The sequence below is a fragment of the Paenibacillus sp. WC2504 genome (assembly GCF_052682475.1).
This window is the reverse complement of sequence record NZ_JBQZFH010000001.1, coordinates 3,558,475-3,575,143: the sequence shown is the minus strand read 5'-3', so window position 1 is coordinate 3,575,143 and position 16,669 is coordinate 3,558,475. Positions and strand designations below refer to the sequence as shown.

General features: G+C 45.1%; 17 protein-coding genes. 2 read left to right on the top strand and 15 right to left on the bottom strand.

The window, feature by feature from the left end:
* Nucleotides 1–15: 15 nt before the first annotated feature.
* A complete protein-coding gene (locus ACUN27_RS15970; protein ID WP_315950967.1) occupies nt 16–1,110 on the top strand; it encodes a GerAB/ArcD/ProY family transporter in 1,095 nt (364 codons plus the stop codon).
* Between the two features lie 54 nt (nt 1,111–1,164).
* Here ACUN27_RS15970 and ACUN27_RS15965 read toward each other — a convergent pair whose 3' ends face one another.
* The 8 genes from ACUN27_RS15965 to ACUN27_RS15930 all read right to left on the bottom strand — a co-directional run bounded on the left by ACUN27_RS15965 (nt 1,165) and on the right by ACUN27_RS15930 (nt 7,644).
* The gene (locus ACUN27_RS15965; RefSeq protein WP_445559179.1) at nt 1,165–2,055 is read right to left on the bottom strand and encodes an RNA polymerase sigma-70 factor; all 891 of its coding nucleotides are present in this window, start codon (nt 2,053–2,055) and stop codon (nt 1,165–1,167) included.
* Between the two features lie 324 nt (nt 2,056–2,379).
* Nucleotides 2,380–2,970, bottom strand: a complete 591-nt coding sequence (locus ACUN27_RS15960; protein ID WP_315950969.1) for a DUF3892 domain-containing protein — start codon at nt 2,968–2,970, stop codon at nt 2,380–2,382.
* A gap of 77 nt (nt 2,971–3,047) precedes the next feature.
* Entirely contained in the window at nt 3,048–3,893 is an 846-nt protein-coding gene (locus tag ACUN27_RS15955; RefSeq protein WP_445559178.1) for an ABC transporter permease, read from the bottom strand.
* Entirely contained in the window at nt 3,877–4,680 is an 804-nt protein-coding gene (locus ACUN27_RS15950) for an ABC transporter permease (protein WP_315950971.1), read from the bottom strand. Before ACUN27_RS15950 ends, ACUN27_RS15955 begins: the two co-directional genes overlap by 17 nt.
* On the bottom strand, nt 4,655–5,674 hold the full coding sequence (locus tag ACUN27_RS15945) for an ABC transporter ATP-binding protein (RefSeq protein WP_445559177.1): 1,020 nt from the start codon (nt 5,672–5,674) through the stop codon (nt 4,655–4,657). Before ACUN27_RS15945 ends, ACUN27_RS15950 begins: the two co-directional genes overlap by 26 nt.
* A 229-nt stretch (nt 5,675–5,903) precedes the next feature.
* The gene (locus ACUN27_RS15940) at nt 5,904–6,161 is read right to left on the bottom strand and encodes a hypothetical protein (protein ID WP_445559176.1); all 258 of its coding nucleotides are present in this window, start codon (nt 6,159–6,161) and stop codon (nt 5,904–5,906) included.
* 87 nt (nt 6,162–6,248) lie between these two features.
* The gene (locus ACUN27_RS15935; RefSeq protein WP_445559175.1) at nt 6,249–7,133 is read right to left on the bottom strand and encodes a DUF3298 domain-containing protein; all 885 of its coding nucleotides are present in this window, start codon (nt 7,131–7,133) and stop codon (nt 6,249–6,251) included.
* A 1-nt stretch (nt 7,134) separates the two neighbouring features.
* Nucleotides 7,135–7,644: an RNA polymerase sigma factor gene (locus tag ACUN27_RS15930; RefSeq protein ID WP_445559174.1), complete on the bottom strand. Its 510-nt coding sequence runs from the start codon at nt 7,642–7,644 to the stop codon at nt 7,135–7,137.
* Nucleotides 7,645–7,837: 193 nt separating this feature from the next.
* Here ACUN27_RS15930 and xerS point away from each other — a divergent pair, with 193 nt between their 5' ends.
* A complete protein-coding gene (gene xerS, locus ACUN27_RS15925; protein WP_326060103.1) occupies nt 7,838–8,920 on the top strand; it encodes a tyrosine recombinase XerS in 1,083 nt (360 codons plus the stop codon).
* Nucleotides 8,921–8,923: 3 nt separating this feature from the next.
* On the opposite strand, the gene mgrA is transcribed toward xerS, so the two are convergent.
* The 7 genes from mgrA to ACUN27_RS15890 form a co-directional block, all read right to left on the bottom strand.
* Entirely contained in the window at nt 8,924–9,913 is a 990-nt protein-coding gene (mgrA, locus tag ACUN27_RS15920; protein ID WP_445559173.1) for an L-glyceraldehyde 3-phosphate reductase, read from the bottom strand.
* A gap of 526 nt (nt 9,914–10,439) precedes the next feature.
* Complete coding sequence (locus tag ACUN27_RS15915; protein WP_326060107.1) at nt 10,440–11,480, bottom strand: phosphotransferase enzyme family protein; 1,041 nt, start codon at nt 11,478–11,480, stop codon at nt 10,440–10,442.
* 24 nt (nt 11,481–11,504) lie between these two features.
* Nucleotides 11,505–12,011 (bottom strand): ADP-heptose synthase, encoded by a 507-nt coding sequence (locus tag ACUN27_RS15910; RefSeq protein WP_445559172.1) that lies wholly within the window; start codon nt 12,009–12,011, stop codon nt 11,505–11,507.
* A 169-nt stretch (nt 12,012–12,180) separates the two neighbouring features.
* The gene (locus ACUN27_RS15905; protein ID WP_445559171.1) at nt 12,181–12,765 is read right to left on the bottom strand and encodes a ribonuclease H-like YkuK family protein; all 585 of its coding nucleotides are present in this window, start codon (nt 12,763–12,765) and stop codon (nt 12,181–12,183) included.
* A gap of 117 nt (nt 12,766–12,882) precedes the next feature.
* Entirely contained in the window at nt 12,883–13,836 is a 954-nt protein-coding gene (locus ACUN27_RS15900; protein WP_445559170.1) for a C40 family peptidase, read from the bottom strand.
* A gap of 148 nt (nt 13,837–13,984) precedes the next feature.
* Nucleotides 13,985–14,278 carry a hypothetical protein gene (locus tag ACUN27_RS15895; protein WP_326060225.1) on the bottom strand — a complete coding sequence of 98 codons (294 nt, stop codon included), beginning with the start codon at nt 14,276–14,278 and terminating at the stop codon, nt 13,985–13,987.
* A gap of 70 nt (nt 14,279–14,348) precedes the next feature.
* Nucleotides 14,349–16,652, bottom strand: a complete 2,304-nt coding sequence (locus tag ACUN27_RS15890) for a thiamine pyrophosphate-dependent enzyme (RefSeq protein WP_127450909.1) — start codon at nt 16,650–16,652, stop codon at nt 14,349–14,351.
* Nucleotides 16,653–16,669 lie beyond the last annotated feature (17 nt).

Here is a 16,669-nt window from a genome sequence, read left to right as displayed (position 1 = left end):
GGAGTGGTACGAAATATGAAAGTAAGTGGTTATCAAATGTTTTGGCTGATCTGCATTTCTTCCATTATCGTCGTTTCTTACCTTCCTATCCATTTGGCCGCGGAGCATGCTCGTCAGGACTGTTGGATTTCCATTCTGCTTGGAGGATTGGTTATGATGGCGGTCACTTGGGTTATGCTCCGTGTTTGTATGCAAAATAAGGATAAAACAATAGTCGTCTTCATAAAGGACCTATTAGGCACTGTTCTTGGCAAAATCATCGTCATCGTGTATTTTCTGCTGTGGTTTTTGCAAATGTCAACGATCGCAAAAGGGAATGCTGAGTTTGTGAATCTAGTTTTGATGCACAATACACCGATGATTATTATCTTACTCTTTATGTTATTTCTCGTTGCTTATGCCGTATATAAAGGGGGCATTACGACTGTCAGCCGATGCGCAGAAGTTATAGGCCCAATCTTTGTTTTCACGTTGTTTATTCAATTATTTCTGAATCCTCAAGACATGGAAGTAACCAGAGTTTTACCTATCTATTCGGATTCAGGTTGGTTAAAAATTCTTAAAGGCGCCTTACATTCATATACCTACATGGTGGATCCTTCAATCATCCTTATGCTGTTCTTTTTTGCAGAGAACAAGCAAACTGCCTCGCGAGCGATCCTTTGGGGAACGGGAGTTTCGATGATATGGGGTGTTTTAGCTGCACTGGCGCTTCTATTCGTAACTGGCCCCGACATAGCCACTCAATTGGTGATTCCTGTATATTCTCTCACCAAATTTATATCTATTCTCAATTTCATTCAAAATATCGATGCTCTTTATATCCCATTATGGGTATTTGGTGCTTTTATTAAGTTAGCGGTCAGCTTATTCATTCTAAGTTATGGATTATCGGAGTGGACAGGAATCAGAAATTGGAAATATATTGCATGCGGCATGACAGTTATATTACTGACATTTCTCATCTATAGCTCTTACAATATTCAAATTTCTTATACGCTAAAGAGCACGTTTCTTGTTAGGATCTTTTATCCATTCGCCTACTTTGCCATCCCTTTAACCTTATGGACAATTGGCAGTATGAAGAAACGACGCAAGCTGTCTGTTTAATAGACAAAACTCCGAAATTCCGCCACTTGCACGGATCCAGAGTTTAATTTGCTTTTAAATGGATAGATGTTTTAACTTATCTGGATTCAAAATAATGAAAATTCGTTGTACAGCCAACTTATAGGCATCCCACTCAAAAGCAATGACGCCAGATGGCATACCATCTTTGGTTAACAATATCCCCTGCTGATCATTAACCTCAACGAGTTGGGCCTTATTTTCAGGAAATTTTGATGAAAGAGCCTGTAATATTTTGAGCACACGCTCTTTCATGTAGACAGGTACAGCTGCAGCCGACACTTTTCCTCCACCATCCGCAACCAAGATGACATCCTCGGTTAATAAGTCTACTAGAGATTGAACGTTGCCGTTCGAAAGCGCAGAGATAAATCGCGTCACCAGTTCCTTTTCCTCAACGGGATGCATCTGTAAGTAGTCATTTTTTTCCGTAGATAAATCAACTTTTTTCTTGACCCGGCTATAAATTTTACGGCAATTCACTTCCGTTTTATTAAACATTTCGGCAATTTCGCTATGTTCATAAGCAAAGACCTCTCTTAAGACAAATACAGCTCGCTCTAGTGGTGTTAGTTTTTCCATCAATACAAGAAAGGCATAAGAAATCGTGTCCCGACGCTCAATGCTATCCAGCGGATTATCTTCACTCAATTGTACCAATGGTTCCGGAAGCCAATTGCCTACATAACTAATGCGTTTTTTACGTGCAGATTTCAATTCATTCAGGCACCGATTAATCATCATTTTGCTTAAGTATGATTTCATATTATTAATATTTTCATTTAAATAACCGTGCATGCCAATGAACAAATCTTGTACCATATCCTCGGCATCCGAGCTGGAACCTAACATGCGATAAGCAATTGCAAACAAATGAGACTTATAGGTTTTATACAAATCTTCGATGTTATTAAGTTGTGGGTCCACGGTATAACTTTGCATAATAGCCTCTTCTCTTTGATTTAAAATTCAATCTGTTCTAAATATTATGAAACAAATCCAAATAAACCATTCTATACAAGGATAAACGACTTCGTCGTCCTTTTAGGACGGACGCGTTTGTCAAGGTAGATGCGAAGCAAAAGGATAAAACTTATACTTTCTTATCTACTGAAAAACTGCCCAGAACCATCCGTTAATAAGACAACTGGCAATGCGATTGTGTGACATCAGAAATGAGATTTTTCGAGAAAAATCTTGAAAAAGTAAAAAAGCAGCTTGCTTGGTAGCAAACTGCTTGATTTCATCCCTTTAAAACCGGGGTAAATTCGATAAGTTATTGCTTGGATCTCCATCCGGGTAAGACCTTAGCGTCTTTTCCCCTTCTCGATTTCGGCCCGTATTCACATCTTCAATTAATCCAGCTTCCGTCATCGCTATCGCATCCGCAATATCCACGATTCTGCCATCTTGAAATTGTACGCTACGAATGCCGCCGTCTCCATAATGAACGGCTTGAATGATCGCCTTATTCGGATCAATGGTGTGAGGTCCTGCCCCGTACTGCGTCCCATCTCTCATAAACGTACCGTACTGTGTTGGTTGACCATTCGCTCCATACCCAGTGTATCCACCCTGGAACCCCACATTGCGCGCGTCTGCGTGATTGATACCCGTGTTTCGTTGACCATATGGGGCACTCATGTCGCCGGAAGAACCGGGAACGGGCATTCCACCCTGATAGGTCTGGTACTGATTTTGATCATTACGTGCTTGCGGCATAAAATTTGGTTGCATGCTTGGTTGATACGATGACGTTGCTTGAAAAGTTGGCTGCATCATACCGTTAGGTTGGCTTTGCATATTCGGATTCGGTACTGGACCGCGCCGGCGTCTTGACATTTCTATCGACTCCTTTGATTTACGTAATATGTCTGCCACCTAACTAGCATGCGCAGCTTATTAGGATCCTATGCCTATTAGCGTCTCAGCCCCATCATGTTACCAGATGAATACCTTCTTAACCCTCCATAAAATAGGCTAATGGCGACAACGCAAAGGAATAGAACGATACCAATGGCTGCTAATATAAACGGCAAGTCAACTTCGCGTAATAATCCAATCGGCAAATAACTAATAAATCCTGCTGGCAGCACGGTGAATAGAACGATTTTACCTAGACCTTTAAAAATGCTGGTCGGATAGGTTGTAAAAGTTAGAAGTGCATTATACAACTGCAAACTAAGTCCCTCCGTGCTGCCCAACCAGAAAGCGAGACAGTTTACAATGACCGTGAAAAATATAAAAATCAGCGTCGACAGTACCATCGCCAGTGCAAATTTAAGAAAACCAAGCCCTGACTTATCTCCGAAAGCAGCATAAATCAAAAGGGCAAATAAGACGTCACCAATGGCACTAACCGACATCCGGCTAATAAGGACATGCAGCAGTACGGGCTTTGGCTGTGTTAAATAAATATCAAGCTGTCCGGTTGCAATCAGATTGGATATCCGGGTCGCATTGCCAAAGAATGTGGCCATCACTCCAAAACCTCCTGCTGCTACGGCCCACAGCATCATCACATCCTGCATCTCCCATCCATTCAAGACATGGAATCGGCCAAAATAAATTCCCCAGAATACGATCCAAACCACATTATTGATGATCATCATGCCGGCGGTAAGCAGAAAACTCAAGCGAAATTCCATGGCTCCCGCCAGATTGAGCTTCCAGCACGCCAGAACAAATCGAAGTAATCGCTTAAACTTCCCGGGCTTCCCGTATTCGCTGATTGTTGGCAAACGCTTGTTATCCACCGTTAACATTGAGTTTTGTCACTCCTTTCCGATACACGAGGAAGACGATAACACCGATTACCAGCATCCAAATAAGCTGTATGGAAATAGTTCCGGCCAGATTGGAGGCATCGAAAGCCACCGTTGTTTTGGCAGGTAGATAAACAATCGTTTGAAAGGGGAGCCAGCGGCCTACCTGCTGGAGTGCTTCAGGGAATAGCTCAAGAGGCATCAGCATGCCGCCTATGGTAAATAGAAATTTATTGTACACAAATTCCAATCCCCGAGTCTCTTCCACCCAGAAAGCGCAGAGCGCTAATACCATATTCAGCAAAAAATTGACCGTGAAACCGCAAAGCGCAATAAGCGGAAGCCATAACAACCCATAGCCGAAATGCGGCGGTCCAATAATTAATAATCCCAAGATGGTGCCAAGAATAGCGTTTACGATAAAACGAATGGCTGCTTCACTCATGTATTCGACATAGTGGAACACGACAAAATTGACCGGACGAACGAATTTAAACACAATGTCGCCGCTTTTCACTTCTTCTTCAACGCGAGTGCACAAGCTGGGACTAGCCAAAATCATCGATTCCGTAATGACCAGATACCACATAATCTGTTTGAAACTATAGCCGGCAATGGTATCTGTGCCTTCACCATGGAACGTCGTCTGCCACAGCTGAAGGAAAATATATAGGATCAGAAGCAGGAAGATCGATCGAATGAGAAAATCAATCATATAGGCAAATTGATTACGCAGTGTGATTTTGCCGATAAAAACATACTTAACCGATTTGCTCCAGGAGTTCATGTTCCGTCCCTCCCTTGCCATAGTCCCCGTACATGCGAGTGATGATATCCTCCATAGGCGGGTCTTCTACCGTGACGTCAACAATTCGGTGAGCCGCCATAATCTGAGATAAGGCTGTTTCAATCGTCGTTAGCCCCGTATCCACCGACAGGGAAAGACCCACGCCGTTTTTTTCCAGCAATGTCACGCCTTCCAGTTCCATCTCGCCTGGTTCGTCCTCCAGCACAAGACGTACTGTCTTGTGGGTCATGAAGCGCTGCTTCATCACTTGAACACGATCATCGAACACAATTCGTCCATGATTGATCACAATGGCTCTATCGCATAGCCGTTCAATGTCGCCGGCATCGTGAGAGGTTAGAAAAATCGTTGTCCCCTCTTCTCGCTTCAACTCCAGAATAAGCTCTCGGATGCGCTGCTTTACAACCACGTCTAATCCGATGGTCGGCTCATCCAGGAAGAGCACTTGGGGACGATGCAGCAAGGAAGCTGCGATTTCACAGCGCATCCTCTCGCCTAGAGACAGCTTTCGAACGGTGGTGTGCAAGTAGGGACCTAGCTCGAACCGCTCGATGAGATCATCACGCCGCTTGATATAATCACTTCGCCGCAGCTCATAAATACGGCTCATTAGCTCAAAGGTATCGATCGGCGGCAGATGGTACCAGAGCTGCGATTTTTGGCCGAACACAGAGCCGATCTGATAACTAAGCTTGTTCCGTTCCTTCCAGGGACAACAGCCCAGCACTTCCGCCTCGCCCGTGGAGGGATGCAGGATCCCGGTCAGCATCTTGATCGTCGTTGACTTCCCCGCTCCGTTAGGGCCAAGGAAGGCTAGCGTTTCTCCTCCAGCAGCAGAGAACGTAATGCCTTCAACGGCTACTTTCTCGGTGTATTGCGGCCTAATGAGCGCCTTCACACTGCCGATGAATCCCTCTTCTTTCTTCTTCATACGAAATGACTTTCCTAACTGCTGAACACGTATCGACTCCATCAGGTCCACCGTCCTTTCATTCACTAAAGCAAAAAAGACCTCTCGGTCCGTTTCGCCTATGCAGGCGGAACTTTCCGAAGGTCTTTTATCCCTTACGGTGTAACACGACTTGATCCGTGCCGGCTTCGCTCGGTTCGCCATCCGCGTGGATTCGGATCCCTAGAAGCCCTTCCGTTTATTTTCCACATCTTAACACATCATGTCATGTACAGACAATACCTTTTTTCAATTAATTCCCAGATTGTTGAAGGGAATCAAGCTCCTCTTTGAGGGTAGCCGATTTCTGCTGCGCATCCTTAATTTGGGTCTGCAGATCCTGAATCTCCTGCTCCGCCTCCGAGAGTGCCGCCGCGGTAGCCTGGGAGTGAAGCTCCTGAGCTACCTGCAGGGTTTGTTCAGCAGCTTGCTCCGCTTTTTGGGCAAACTGTTTAATTTGTTCAATGTTTTGCTTATTGTCATCCTGATCTTGTTGGTTTTGTTGTGGCATAAAAGAACCCCCAGCTCGAATTTTCCATACACGATTAATTTTAGTAAATTGAGCCGATCTTATTCCTCTCATCCAAAGCAGCTTGATTTATCGAAGATATTCGTCTTTGCTGACCAGAAGATCGGATAACACACGGGTTGGAATGACGAATTCAGGAACGCCCATATAGCCTGGCGCAACTTCATACTTTTGAAACGAAATCACAAGTTGACCGTCCGAATTGATATAAAAGTTTTGATCTTTTTTAATGGACTTGAAGACTTCGCTCATCTGTACCGGTGCCGGGGAGCCTTCCACCCAATACACTTTTCCCTGATCCAATTTCATCTGCTCATTCATTTGCGATTTGATGTTCTCGCTGATCACCTCGATATACCGCTCATCCATGAACAAACTGGGCAGCGTAATGAGAATCTCTTTCTTTTTATCAATGGTGTCATATTGAAACGTTGTCGAAGACGATCCGACCATGTTTACCACGTATCTTCCTACGGATAAAATGCGATCGTTATCGGTCTTCACGACATAACCGCTGTTTACACCCAAATGGCCTCCACTGCCTGCTGCTTTCATGCTGTCCATTTCCGTCATGAACTCTTGATACTGCTTCTTCGCTTCCTCCTGATATTTTTGATTCAGCGATTCCTGAAGTTCCTTATTTTTCATATCCGTAATCACGGGCACTTCCAACTTGGCTTCATACGTCTGGTCTTTAAACATATATTCTCTAAACGTGAGCACCTTGATCAAATTTCCCACCAGCGGCACTTCGGACAATGCATGAGCAAAAGCAGGACTTGTGTTGATACCAGCTACAAAAATAATTGCCGCGGCAGCAGCAGCTGTCAACCATTTGAGACTTCTCTTTTTCTTCGTATGACGTTGGATGGCTTTCGTTACGATAAAATCAAGCTTTTTGGGAATCGGGACATCCATATATTGTTGTTTCATTTCTTCTAATTTCCTATCCATCTTAGAGTGCCTCCTCTGGATTTTCGTCGTTCATACGAATACGAAGCAGCCGCAGGGCTTGATATAATCGGGTTTTAATTGTCGAAATATTTTCACTCAGCACTTCGGCAATTTCATCGATTTTCAAATCCTCAAAATATCTAAGGGTAATCACGCTGCGATACATGGTTGGCAATTCATTCAGAGCTATCTCCAGATCCATATTGGCATACACGTCTTCACTGCCTGAGTCCATTGCTTCCAGCATCGTTTCGTCCACGACCTGCATCTTCTTGTGCTTTCGTAAGAAATCCAGCGATGTGTTCACAACAATTCGATAAAACCAACTCTTCATCGACGCTGTGTTTTTCAACGATTCCACAGAGGCAAACGCTTTATGGATCGCTTCTTGAACAATATCAAGCGCATCTTCCTGATTTTTTACATAACTGAATGCCAAACGGTAAACGTGTTCTTTATGTTCTGTTATACAGGTAATTAACATTTTCTCCAGATTTGGATGTAAGCTCATGAGTGTAAAAACGCTCCTTTTAATACGCAATGATGTGGCTTCTATGAGGTAGGACGTATAAGTGCGTCATAAAGTTTGGATCTAGTTATCATAACATAGGGTGTAAGGTCTCAGAGCCATCCTTCTTCTACCAATTTTCTTCTCTCACTGCTATACTTACAACATGCATACGTTAGAGAGGTGACTAGTGCCTATGAATATTATTAAAGTCAAAGACCGTCATGAGTTAGAGAAAAGAATCCCCACCATGCCCTGGTATATAGAGAAATTTATTAATTATAAGCTGCCGGATCTCTCACCCTCCTCTCTACTGGAGTACGTGCGCGATTATGAAATCTTCTTATCCTGGCTGCTGGCCGAAGGATTAAGCACGGCCCCCTCGATCAATCAAGTACCTATCGAAGATTTAGAGAAATTACATATGGACAGCGTCGATAATTTCCGTATGTTCCTTGCTGTTCGGAGAGAACATGCGAATGTCAAGACGACGGTTAATCGGAAGCTTTCCGCACTCCGATCCCTTTTCCATTATTTAAGCCAAATTGCCGAAGACGAGAATTTCTACCCGCTGCTGAAGCGGAATGTCATGGCTAAAGTGGAAATTAAGCGGTCTCACAGGCCCAAGGATAGTGCCGCCAAGTTGGAAGGTAAACTGCTGCAGGAAGAGGAAATTGCCCAGTTCATCGACTATGTCCAGAATGGGTACGAGCATGACGTAGCTTCCAACAAGCAAGCTATCTACTCTTATGAACGCAACAAAATTAGAGACATCTGCATCATTACGTTAATTCTGAATTCCGGTCTGCGTGTATCCGAAGTTTTTAATCTGAATGTCGATGATATCGATCTGAAGAAGAAGTTAACGCATGTCTACCGCAAAGGTAAAAATGATGATACGTTCAAAACGCCTGTCTACTTCCGTCAGGATGCCATTGAGGCGCTAACGGATTATCTAGCTATTCGGCAAACCCAATATAAGCCGCTAAAAAAAGAAAAAGCCCTCTTCCTTGCCATCGCAAATGGCAAAAAAGAAGGCGTTCGTATGACCAAACGGGCCATACAAGAGCTTGTTATCAAATATGCGAAGCGTTTCGGCAAACCCTATTTGTCCGTTCATAAGCTGCGGCATTCTTTCGCCACGGATTATTACTTGCAGAATGATTTGTACAAAACACAAGAGCAGCTTGGGCATGCCTCGCCGGAAACGACGCAAATTTATGCGCATCTAACCGACCGAACCATGTCCGAAGCGATTGATAAACGATTGGAATCCTGAAGCTTACTTCAGGATTTTTTCAATTTGTTCTAGTTCTTCCGGAGCGAACTCCAGGTTTTTCAAAGCTGCAACGTTTTCCTCAATTTGCGATACACGGCTTGCGCCGATCAACGCTGAAGTAACACGTCCGCCGCGCAGCACCCAGGCCAGCGACATTTGTGCTAAGCTTTGGCCACGGCTAGCAGCCAGCTCGTTCAGCTGAATAATTTGATTCAACTTCTCTTCCGTAATATCCTTCGTATTCAGGAATTGGCTTTTCCCGCCTGCGCGTGAATCACTTGGTACCCCGCTCACATATTTATTCGTCAGCAAACCTTGAGCAAGCGGACAGAACGCGATGCTGCCCACGCCGAATTCATCCAGCACGTCCTGCAGTCCACTTTCGATCCAACGGTTCAGCATGCTGTAAGAAGGTTGGTGAATTAGCAGAGGTGTGCCAAGACCTTTCAGAATGGTGACCGCTTCTCTCGTTTGTTCTGCTGTGTAGTTAGAAAGACCAACGTACAAAGCTTTACCTTGACGAACAATTTGATCAAGAGCCGCCATCGTTTCTTCGAAAGGCGTGTTCGGATCGGGTCTGTGTGAGTAGAAAATGTCCACGTAATCAAGGCCCATTCGTTTCAAGCTTTGATCCAGCGAAGAAATAAGATATTTCTTAGAGCCCCACTCCCCGTATGGTCCTTCCCACATATGGTATCCGGCCTTTGTCGAGATGATCATTTCATCACGATAAGCGCCGAGGTCGCTTTTCAGTACTTTACCGAACATTTCTTCAGCCGACCCAGGAGGCGGGCCGTAGTTATTAGCCAAATCGAAATGTGTAATACCTAAGTCAAAAGAACGAAGCAGCATAGCTCGTCCATTCTCGTGAATATCCAATCCCCCGAAATTGTGCCACAGACCTAATGAAATCGCTGGCAGTTTAAGTCCGGATTTCCCGGAACGATTATATTTCATTTCTGCATAACGCGTTGAGCTTGCTTGATAAACCATGTGCTTGCGTCCTCCTTCAAAATGTCCATAGAAAACTTACGCTGTAAGCATCTATTAAAGTTTCACCAAAGTTTGGTTTCTTAGTACAGTATAGGCGAACGCTGGCAACAAAAAAAGAGCTGAAAAAAACGTGTCTTACTTACCTTTAGGTTAGTAGGCTTTCACAGACTTTGTTTCCGTCAACAAAAAAACTGCCGAGTCGCCTCGACAGTTTCAGGATTTACTTGCACTTACCGCAGCCACAACCGCATTTCCCTTTGCCTTTTGGTTTATAGATCTCTTTTTTCGTGAGCAACGCTTTCGACTTCGCTGTTCCACGAATTCCCGCACAGCGTAAACAGTCCGCGATACATTGATTCCGGCCAACTACAAACAAACGAGTACATACATTCGTACAAAAACGGCCGCAATTTGGTATTGCACGTACATTTCCCAGATAAGCTCCTCTTGGCATACCACCAGCACCACCTTTTCCTTTGGTACTATAGGGTATTCCCGCAACGATGCTTACGGTTGTACAGTTCCTCTAGTCTAATTGCTTATTTTGTAAAGAACGTACAAGCTCCGTGCTATGTTCCTGCAGCCATTTTGTCTTATCAAATGTATTTTGGATAATATCAATCAGCACACCTTGTGGATCAACACCATCCGCATATCGTCCCAGGAAGTGAATAAATACATCCAGCCTCCGCAGCTCGATCAATAACGGCAGTACCTGCATTTCCGCTTTTTTTAAGTCAACGAATTGTTGGTAGCCTTTATAGAAAGCGGCACAATTTCGCTTCAACTCCGCTTTCGGCAGCGCAGGATCAATCAAATCGGACAAGCAGACCGCAATTTCCATAACCCGAAGATCTCGCGTGATAAATTCAAAGTCCAGAACGGATGTAATGTGACCTTCCTCATCCACCAGCATGTTGGAACCATTAATATCGCCATGCACAAGCTGGTGAGGCAGTTTACGCAAAGAGGGAATCGCTTGATATAACGCGGAAAATCGTTCAAAAATATATAGGAGCTCCTCACGCTGCGCGAAAAACGGTTCTGGTGGATGCATACAGAATTCGCGGATCGCATCCGGCGTGCAGCGAGGATGAATATTTTCAATCTCGTAGTAAGGTGGGTAAACAGGCTTCAAATCGACAGCTATCGTTCCCAAAACAGCAGATAACTGACCAACTGCCTCTCCATAATGCAGCAATTGCTGAGCATTCACCCAGGTGGGATTCATCCCGTCCGTAAAGGTAAATAACGCCGCGAGTTTTCCTTGGCTATCATCCAACTGTACAACCGTTCCACCGTCCGGCAGCTCGATTGGCACTGGAATTCGATAAGGCAGTTGATTCTTTCGTTTGTTCAAAGCAAGGAGAATGCGATGTTCAAAAATAATTTTATCGATATCGCGGTGAGTTTCGTACAATCGCAGTACGTAAGAAGTGCCTGCTACATCAACAAATCTTGTTGTATTATTCATGCCGCCCGCACCTACACGGATCGTCCAAGCTTGACCAGGAAACCAGTATGCAGGCAATAAGGCCAATTGCTCCTCAAAATCTTTAACTCGCATAATTGTATTCACCAGCTCCTTTCACTAAACTTGATTGTCGCCTTCCACCGCGAATTCGAAGTCTTCTACATCAAACGCTTGAACAGGAATTTCGGCTTGAATCAGCCTCTCGATCAGATCGAACTGATCCGTTAAAATGGGCGCTTGCTCCTTCATTGAACTGAGGATTAACTCCGTTTCAATCGGGTCAAACTGCTCCCCATAAGCCTCTGTATCGATGGCTAACACAACCATTAAGGTGACGTTCTCATTGATTGGCAGCGGAGGACTTTTCCGCCATGGTGCAACAAGCGCCTTTTCAATTTTTTTCTTATTAAATGATTCCTCGAAGAACGCGATCAGCTCGCCAATCATTTGTTTGACGAAACCATCATCCTCTTCCTCCAGCATGATCGGCTCGCTGCCTGCCTGTAATTCATATAGCTCTTGAATGCTTGTATAAGGGATTATATAGGTAACCGGCTGGTCTGGCAGCATTAACTGACCATGCACAGCGAGCATTACTGCCTCTATGATAAATGTTTTGCTCATGACTTATCAGTCTCCTCTCTCTAAGGGTGCATCAGCATTTATTTCGCTAATCAACTTTGAAAACCCTTTTTTCACTGGACATTTTAACCGCGAGATCACGATGAGACAACAAAAAACCGCCAGCTCAATGATCGCAGTGATCATATAGAACTAACGGTTCAATCTTCTCTTATAAACTGCCATCCTTTACCTCACGATCTTCATACAAGGGAAGATAAGGTTTCTTAGAGAATCGGTTCGCATAGGCCGATGCCACATAACAATCCGGTTTAATGACAGGCACCATGCCTACAGACTCTACTCGCCGCACCATCTCTTGGACATATTTGGCCGTCCTGTTCTTATTCTCATCATCACCTGCATCAATATGGATGTACATATCGAAAGAGGCACCTTGGTACAGATGAGGAAGAACAATATTTTCCATATCCTCTCGTTTAGCCTCGTCAAAGTACGTCGCAATTTCTTCACTGAGTGCCGTTTCCATCGAAAGCTTTTCCTTAATTGAATGCAAAGCTCGATGAACAATCACTTGACGATAGCATGCCCACGCTCCTTTTCCAAGCCGTTGAATCACTACACCTGTGATGAATTTGGTGTGGCCTGAGTGCACCTGACAATCCGTTCCAATGATAAACTTGTAGGTACCCGCCGGCTCAAGACGCATGAAATGCAAGATCCTCTCATGAACCGTATCCAAGTCCAGTCCTCTTTCCGTCGTGTTCCGAAATTCCAGTGGGTGATTTGCTCTCAAGGGTTTCAAAGATAAGGTTCTTCCTTTCTCCTTAGAATCAGGAAGAAGCGGATGCTGGCCAGCTGCATCCGCCCCTATCTATAGTATATAGCAAAACTCCAATGATCGAACCATCACTTAGCGTAAAACACTTCCTCCATACAAAAAGCGGTTCTCCCACTGCTTGCCATCGATCGTATCGACACGAACACCGCCGGATTCAACGGAATACGTATGCAGGATAGTTCCATTCCCCAGGTAAAGTCCAACATGGGTAATCGGTTCTTTGAACGGATCGACATTCTCATAATCAGAAGGTTTGCTTCCTTTATAAGAGCTGAAGAACATCAGATCTCCACGCATTAATTTTGTCCAATCCGTACTAACAGGTCCTAAAGATCGAACGAAAGTGCCTTGTGCAGCGGAATCACTTGGAACCGAGAGGCGAAGCGCATCCCAGAACATCGTTTGTACGAAATCAGAGCAATCAAACGTGCTAGGATCATTTCGAACGGAACCAAACTCGTAAGGAGTGCCTAAGTAAACATTTCCAGCTGAAATCACCGCTTCAATCTCATCCTCAAGCGGCATACCCGGAACGATCACGGAGAAATCAGTGACCATATATTTGCTGCCTGTGCTTACGTAGCCGCTTGTGCCGTTCGCATCCACAATTTTGTACCAGCTGTCATTGACCTTATCCGTAATTAAAACTTCTTCACCTTTATTAAGCATGCGAATCACTTTGGAACCACTTTCTGATGAAGGAAGCGTACGAAAGTTAACGCCATAAATGATTGCTGCATTGCTGACAATTTTTATGTACTTGCTGTTTGTCGATACATAGCCGCTCACACCTTGAGCATCCTTGACTTTGTACCAATTGGTTGTCACATAATCCGTTACCGTGACGATTTCGTTCGTTTTCAGCAACCGGATCACATGGCTTGACGTGTTCGGCTGATCTCGAAAACTTACCCCCGATACGATCTGTGCTTTCGTCGAAGCACCTACATCCGCTGAAATCGCTGCCGGTAAAACAAAAGTAAGCGCCAAAACAATCAAGCTAACAACCAACGACCATTTTTTCATCGCCTCAACCTCTCTCCATGATGTCATATTTTTCTTACATACCTTTATTATAGTTTCAGGGGCTGAAGAGCGAATATAGGCGAAAGGTTGCGATTTTTGTCGATTTTATGTAAATGCCGCATGGCTGCATACCTATTGACGGCGAGGTTTAATTTTCCAATCTTCGAACCTCGGGTTTTCTTGTTGGAAGCCAGCAGATCGTGAGGTTAGGGTCATTTTTCAATTTCACATTGCAGAGTTTCATTTCCCCTTCTTCAAGCTCAATCACCTGCCAATCTTCTGGCACTATTCCCTCTATGGTGAGGAGAAAATCCTGCGAAAGCTCGTCCGCCTCCTCCTGCTCCGACCAAAATTTCACACCATAATAAACAAGTCCATAATGATTAACCAACATGCAGGTGTAGAGTAGCTCTGTGTTTTTATTTTGCAGTACATACGGCATTTGATCTTCCTCCATTAAAAAGGCACATTCACCGCAACAGGGTGAACGTGCCTCGTTCATATGATTGCTATTACAAATAAGCGTTCTCGTGTTTTGCTTTTAAACGATTCCAACGGCGTTCAACTTCGACTTCGAATGATTTGAGCGAACCCTCGTATTCCGGCTTCGTCATATGCTTCGTTTTCCCCATCGTCTTGAGCCAATCCGATAAAGGAATTTTCTTGTTTTTATCTTCCGGGTTATACGTGATGCTCGTAATGCCGTGCTCCACTTCATACAGCGGGAAGAAACAAGAATCTACCGCAGCACCTACAATGTTGGATCCTTCTTGGTCGTCAGACAGCCAGTTGAGCGGGCATGCAATCAGGATCTTCCCATATACAAGGCCTTCATTCTGAGCGTACCATTGTGCTTTCGCTGCCTTTTTCACGAGATCCTGCGGATACGCTTCTGATCCTGTGAAGACATATGGAATATGCGTAGCCGCCATAATTTGCGCCGTATCTTTATGGTGGAACACTTTCCCGCCTTGGTGTTTCCCAACGTTCGATGTCGACGTGCGATGCCCCATCGGCGTTGAATAGGACAGCTGCGCGCCTGTATTCATGTAACCCTCGTTATCATACTCGAGGATAATCATTTTATGATTGCGCAGCGCAGCGCCAATGGCTGGCCCCATGCCGATATCCATGCCGCCATCGCCTGTAATCATGACGAAAGTGAAATCGTCCTTCAATCCCAAATGATCGAGTTCTCCACGGCGCTTGCGCTCCCAGAACATCTCCACAACCCCTGACAGCGTTGCAGCGCCGTTCTGGAACAGGTTATGAATATACGTCGCCTTATGAGCCGAGTATGGATAACCTGTCGTGACAACCATCGCACAGCCTGTGTGGAAGATTGAAACGATATCGCCTTCGATTCCCTTGAAGAACAGCTCTAATCCCGAGAAAATGCCGCAGCCCGGACATGCGCCATGGCCAGGAGCAATACGCTTCGGCTTCTTGGTTAGAGCGCGCAGTGGCGGGATCCGAACATTCAGCTTGCCGGAGGCTTCATCCGGTGTAACGGTGATGAGGCCCGTCTTCAAATCCTCATATTTCATCGGTGTCAGTACCCGCTTCGGTGCTTTCGCCGGATCACCTGGTGTGTGACCGTAGTAATCGAAGGGCACTTCCACCTTGCCGTTTTGCACAGCGTCAATGGCAAATTGGAACAGGTTATGCCCGTCTTCGGCATAAAAGTCCTTGCCACCTAAGCCGTATATGCGGCTTATGACAAGCGTATCTCTGTTCCCGTGTGTGAACAGCGCCGCTTTAATTTCGTTGACCATATTGCCGCCATGGCCGCCATAGGAATCCGCGCGATCGCCGACCGTGATCGCCTTCACATGCTGCAAAGCTTCGGCAATCTGCTTGGCAGGGAAAGGACGGATCATATTCGGTGCGATCGATCCGGCTTTAATGCCCTTTTCGCGGAGCTGGTCGACGACGTCTTTAATGATTTCGGAAGCCGAATTCATCAGGAACACCGCGACTTCCGCGTCCTCCATCCGATACAGTTCAAGAATCGGATAGTCACGGCCTGTCAATTCGGCATATTCCTGCCGAATGCGATCATACACCTCTTCGGCATTGTACATCGCCATAGATTGCTGATAACAGTTATTAATGTAATCCGGTTCATTCATATAAGGGCCAACCGTGATCGGGTTATTCCGATCTAACGTATCAGGGAAGCCTTGCGGCTTTTCGCCGATAAAAGCATGCACGTCTTCACGATTTGCAAACGTTTGCACTCTGCGTTTCTGATGCGACGTGAAATATCCGTCCGAAGCTACCAGAACCGGTAAGCGCACCGCAGGATCTTCAGCCAATTTCAAGGCGAGAATATTCATATCGTAAACCGCTTGCGGATCACGACACATCACAATCGGCCATCCCGTATTTAAGGCATAATACAGATCCGAATGATCCCCGTGGATGTTCAAGGGACCGGAGACAGATCTACATACCAAGTTCATCACCATGGGAAAGCGTGTGCCGGACTGCACCGGCATTTGTTCCAGCATATACAAATAACCGTTGGCGCTTGTCGCGTTAAATACGCGGCCGCCAGCAGTTGAGGCTCCATAACATATACCTGCAGATCCATGCTCTCCGTCTGCGGGGATGAGCACAATATCATGTTGTCCGTTGGACTTCATCAGATCCAGGAATTGGGCTACTTCGGTCGATGGAGAAATCGGAAAATATCCCATAATGTGATAATTGATTTGATGGGCTGCATAAGCCGCCATCTCGTTGCCTGACTCATATACAATGCGTTGTTCAACCTTGGCCTGCCCTAATTCCTTCTTAATATCAATGGACATAACGAGTAGTTCCACCC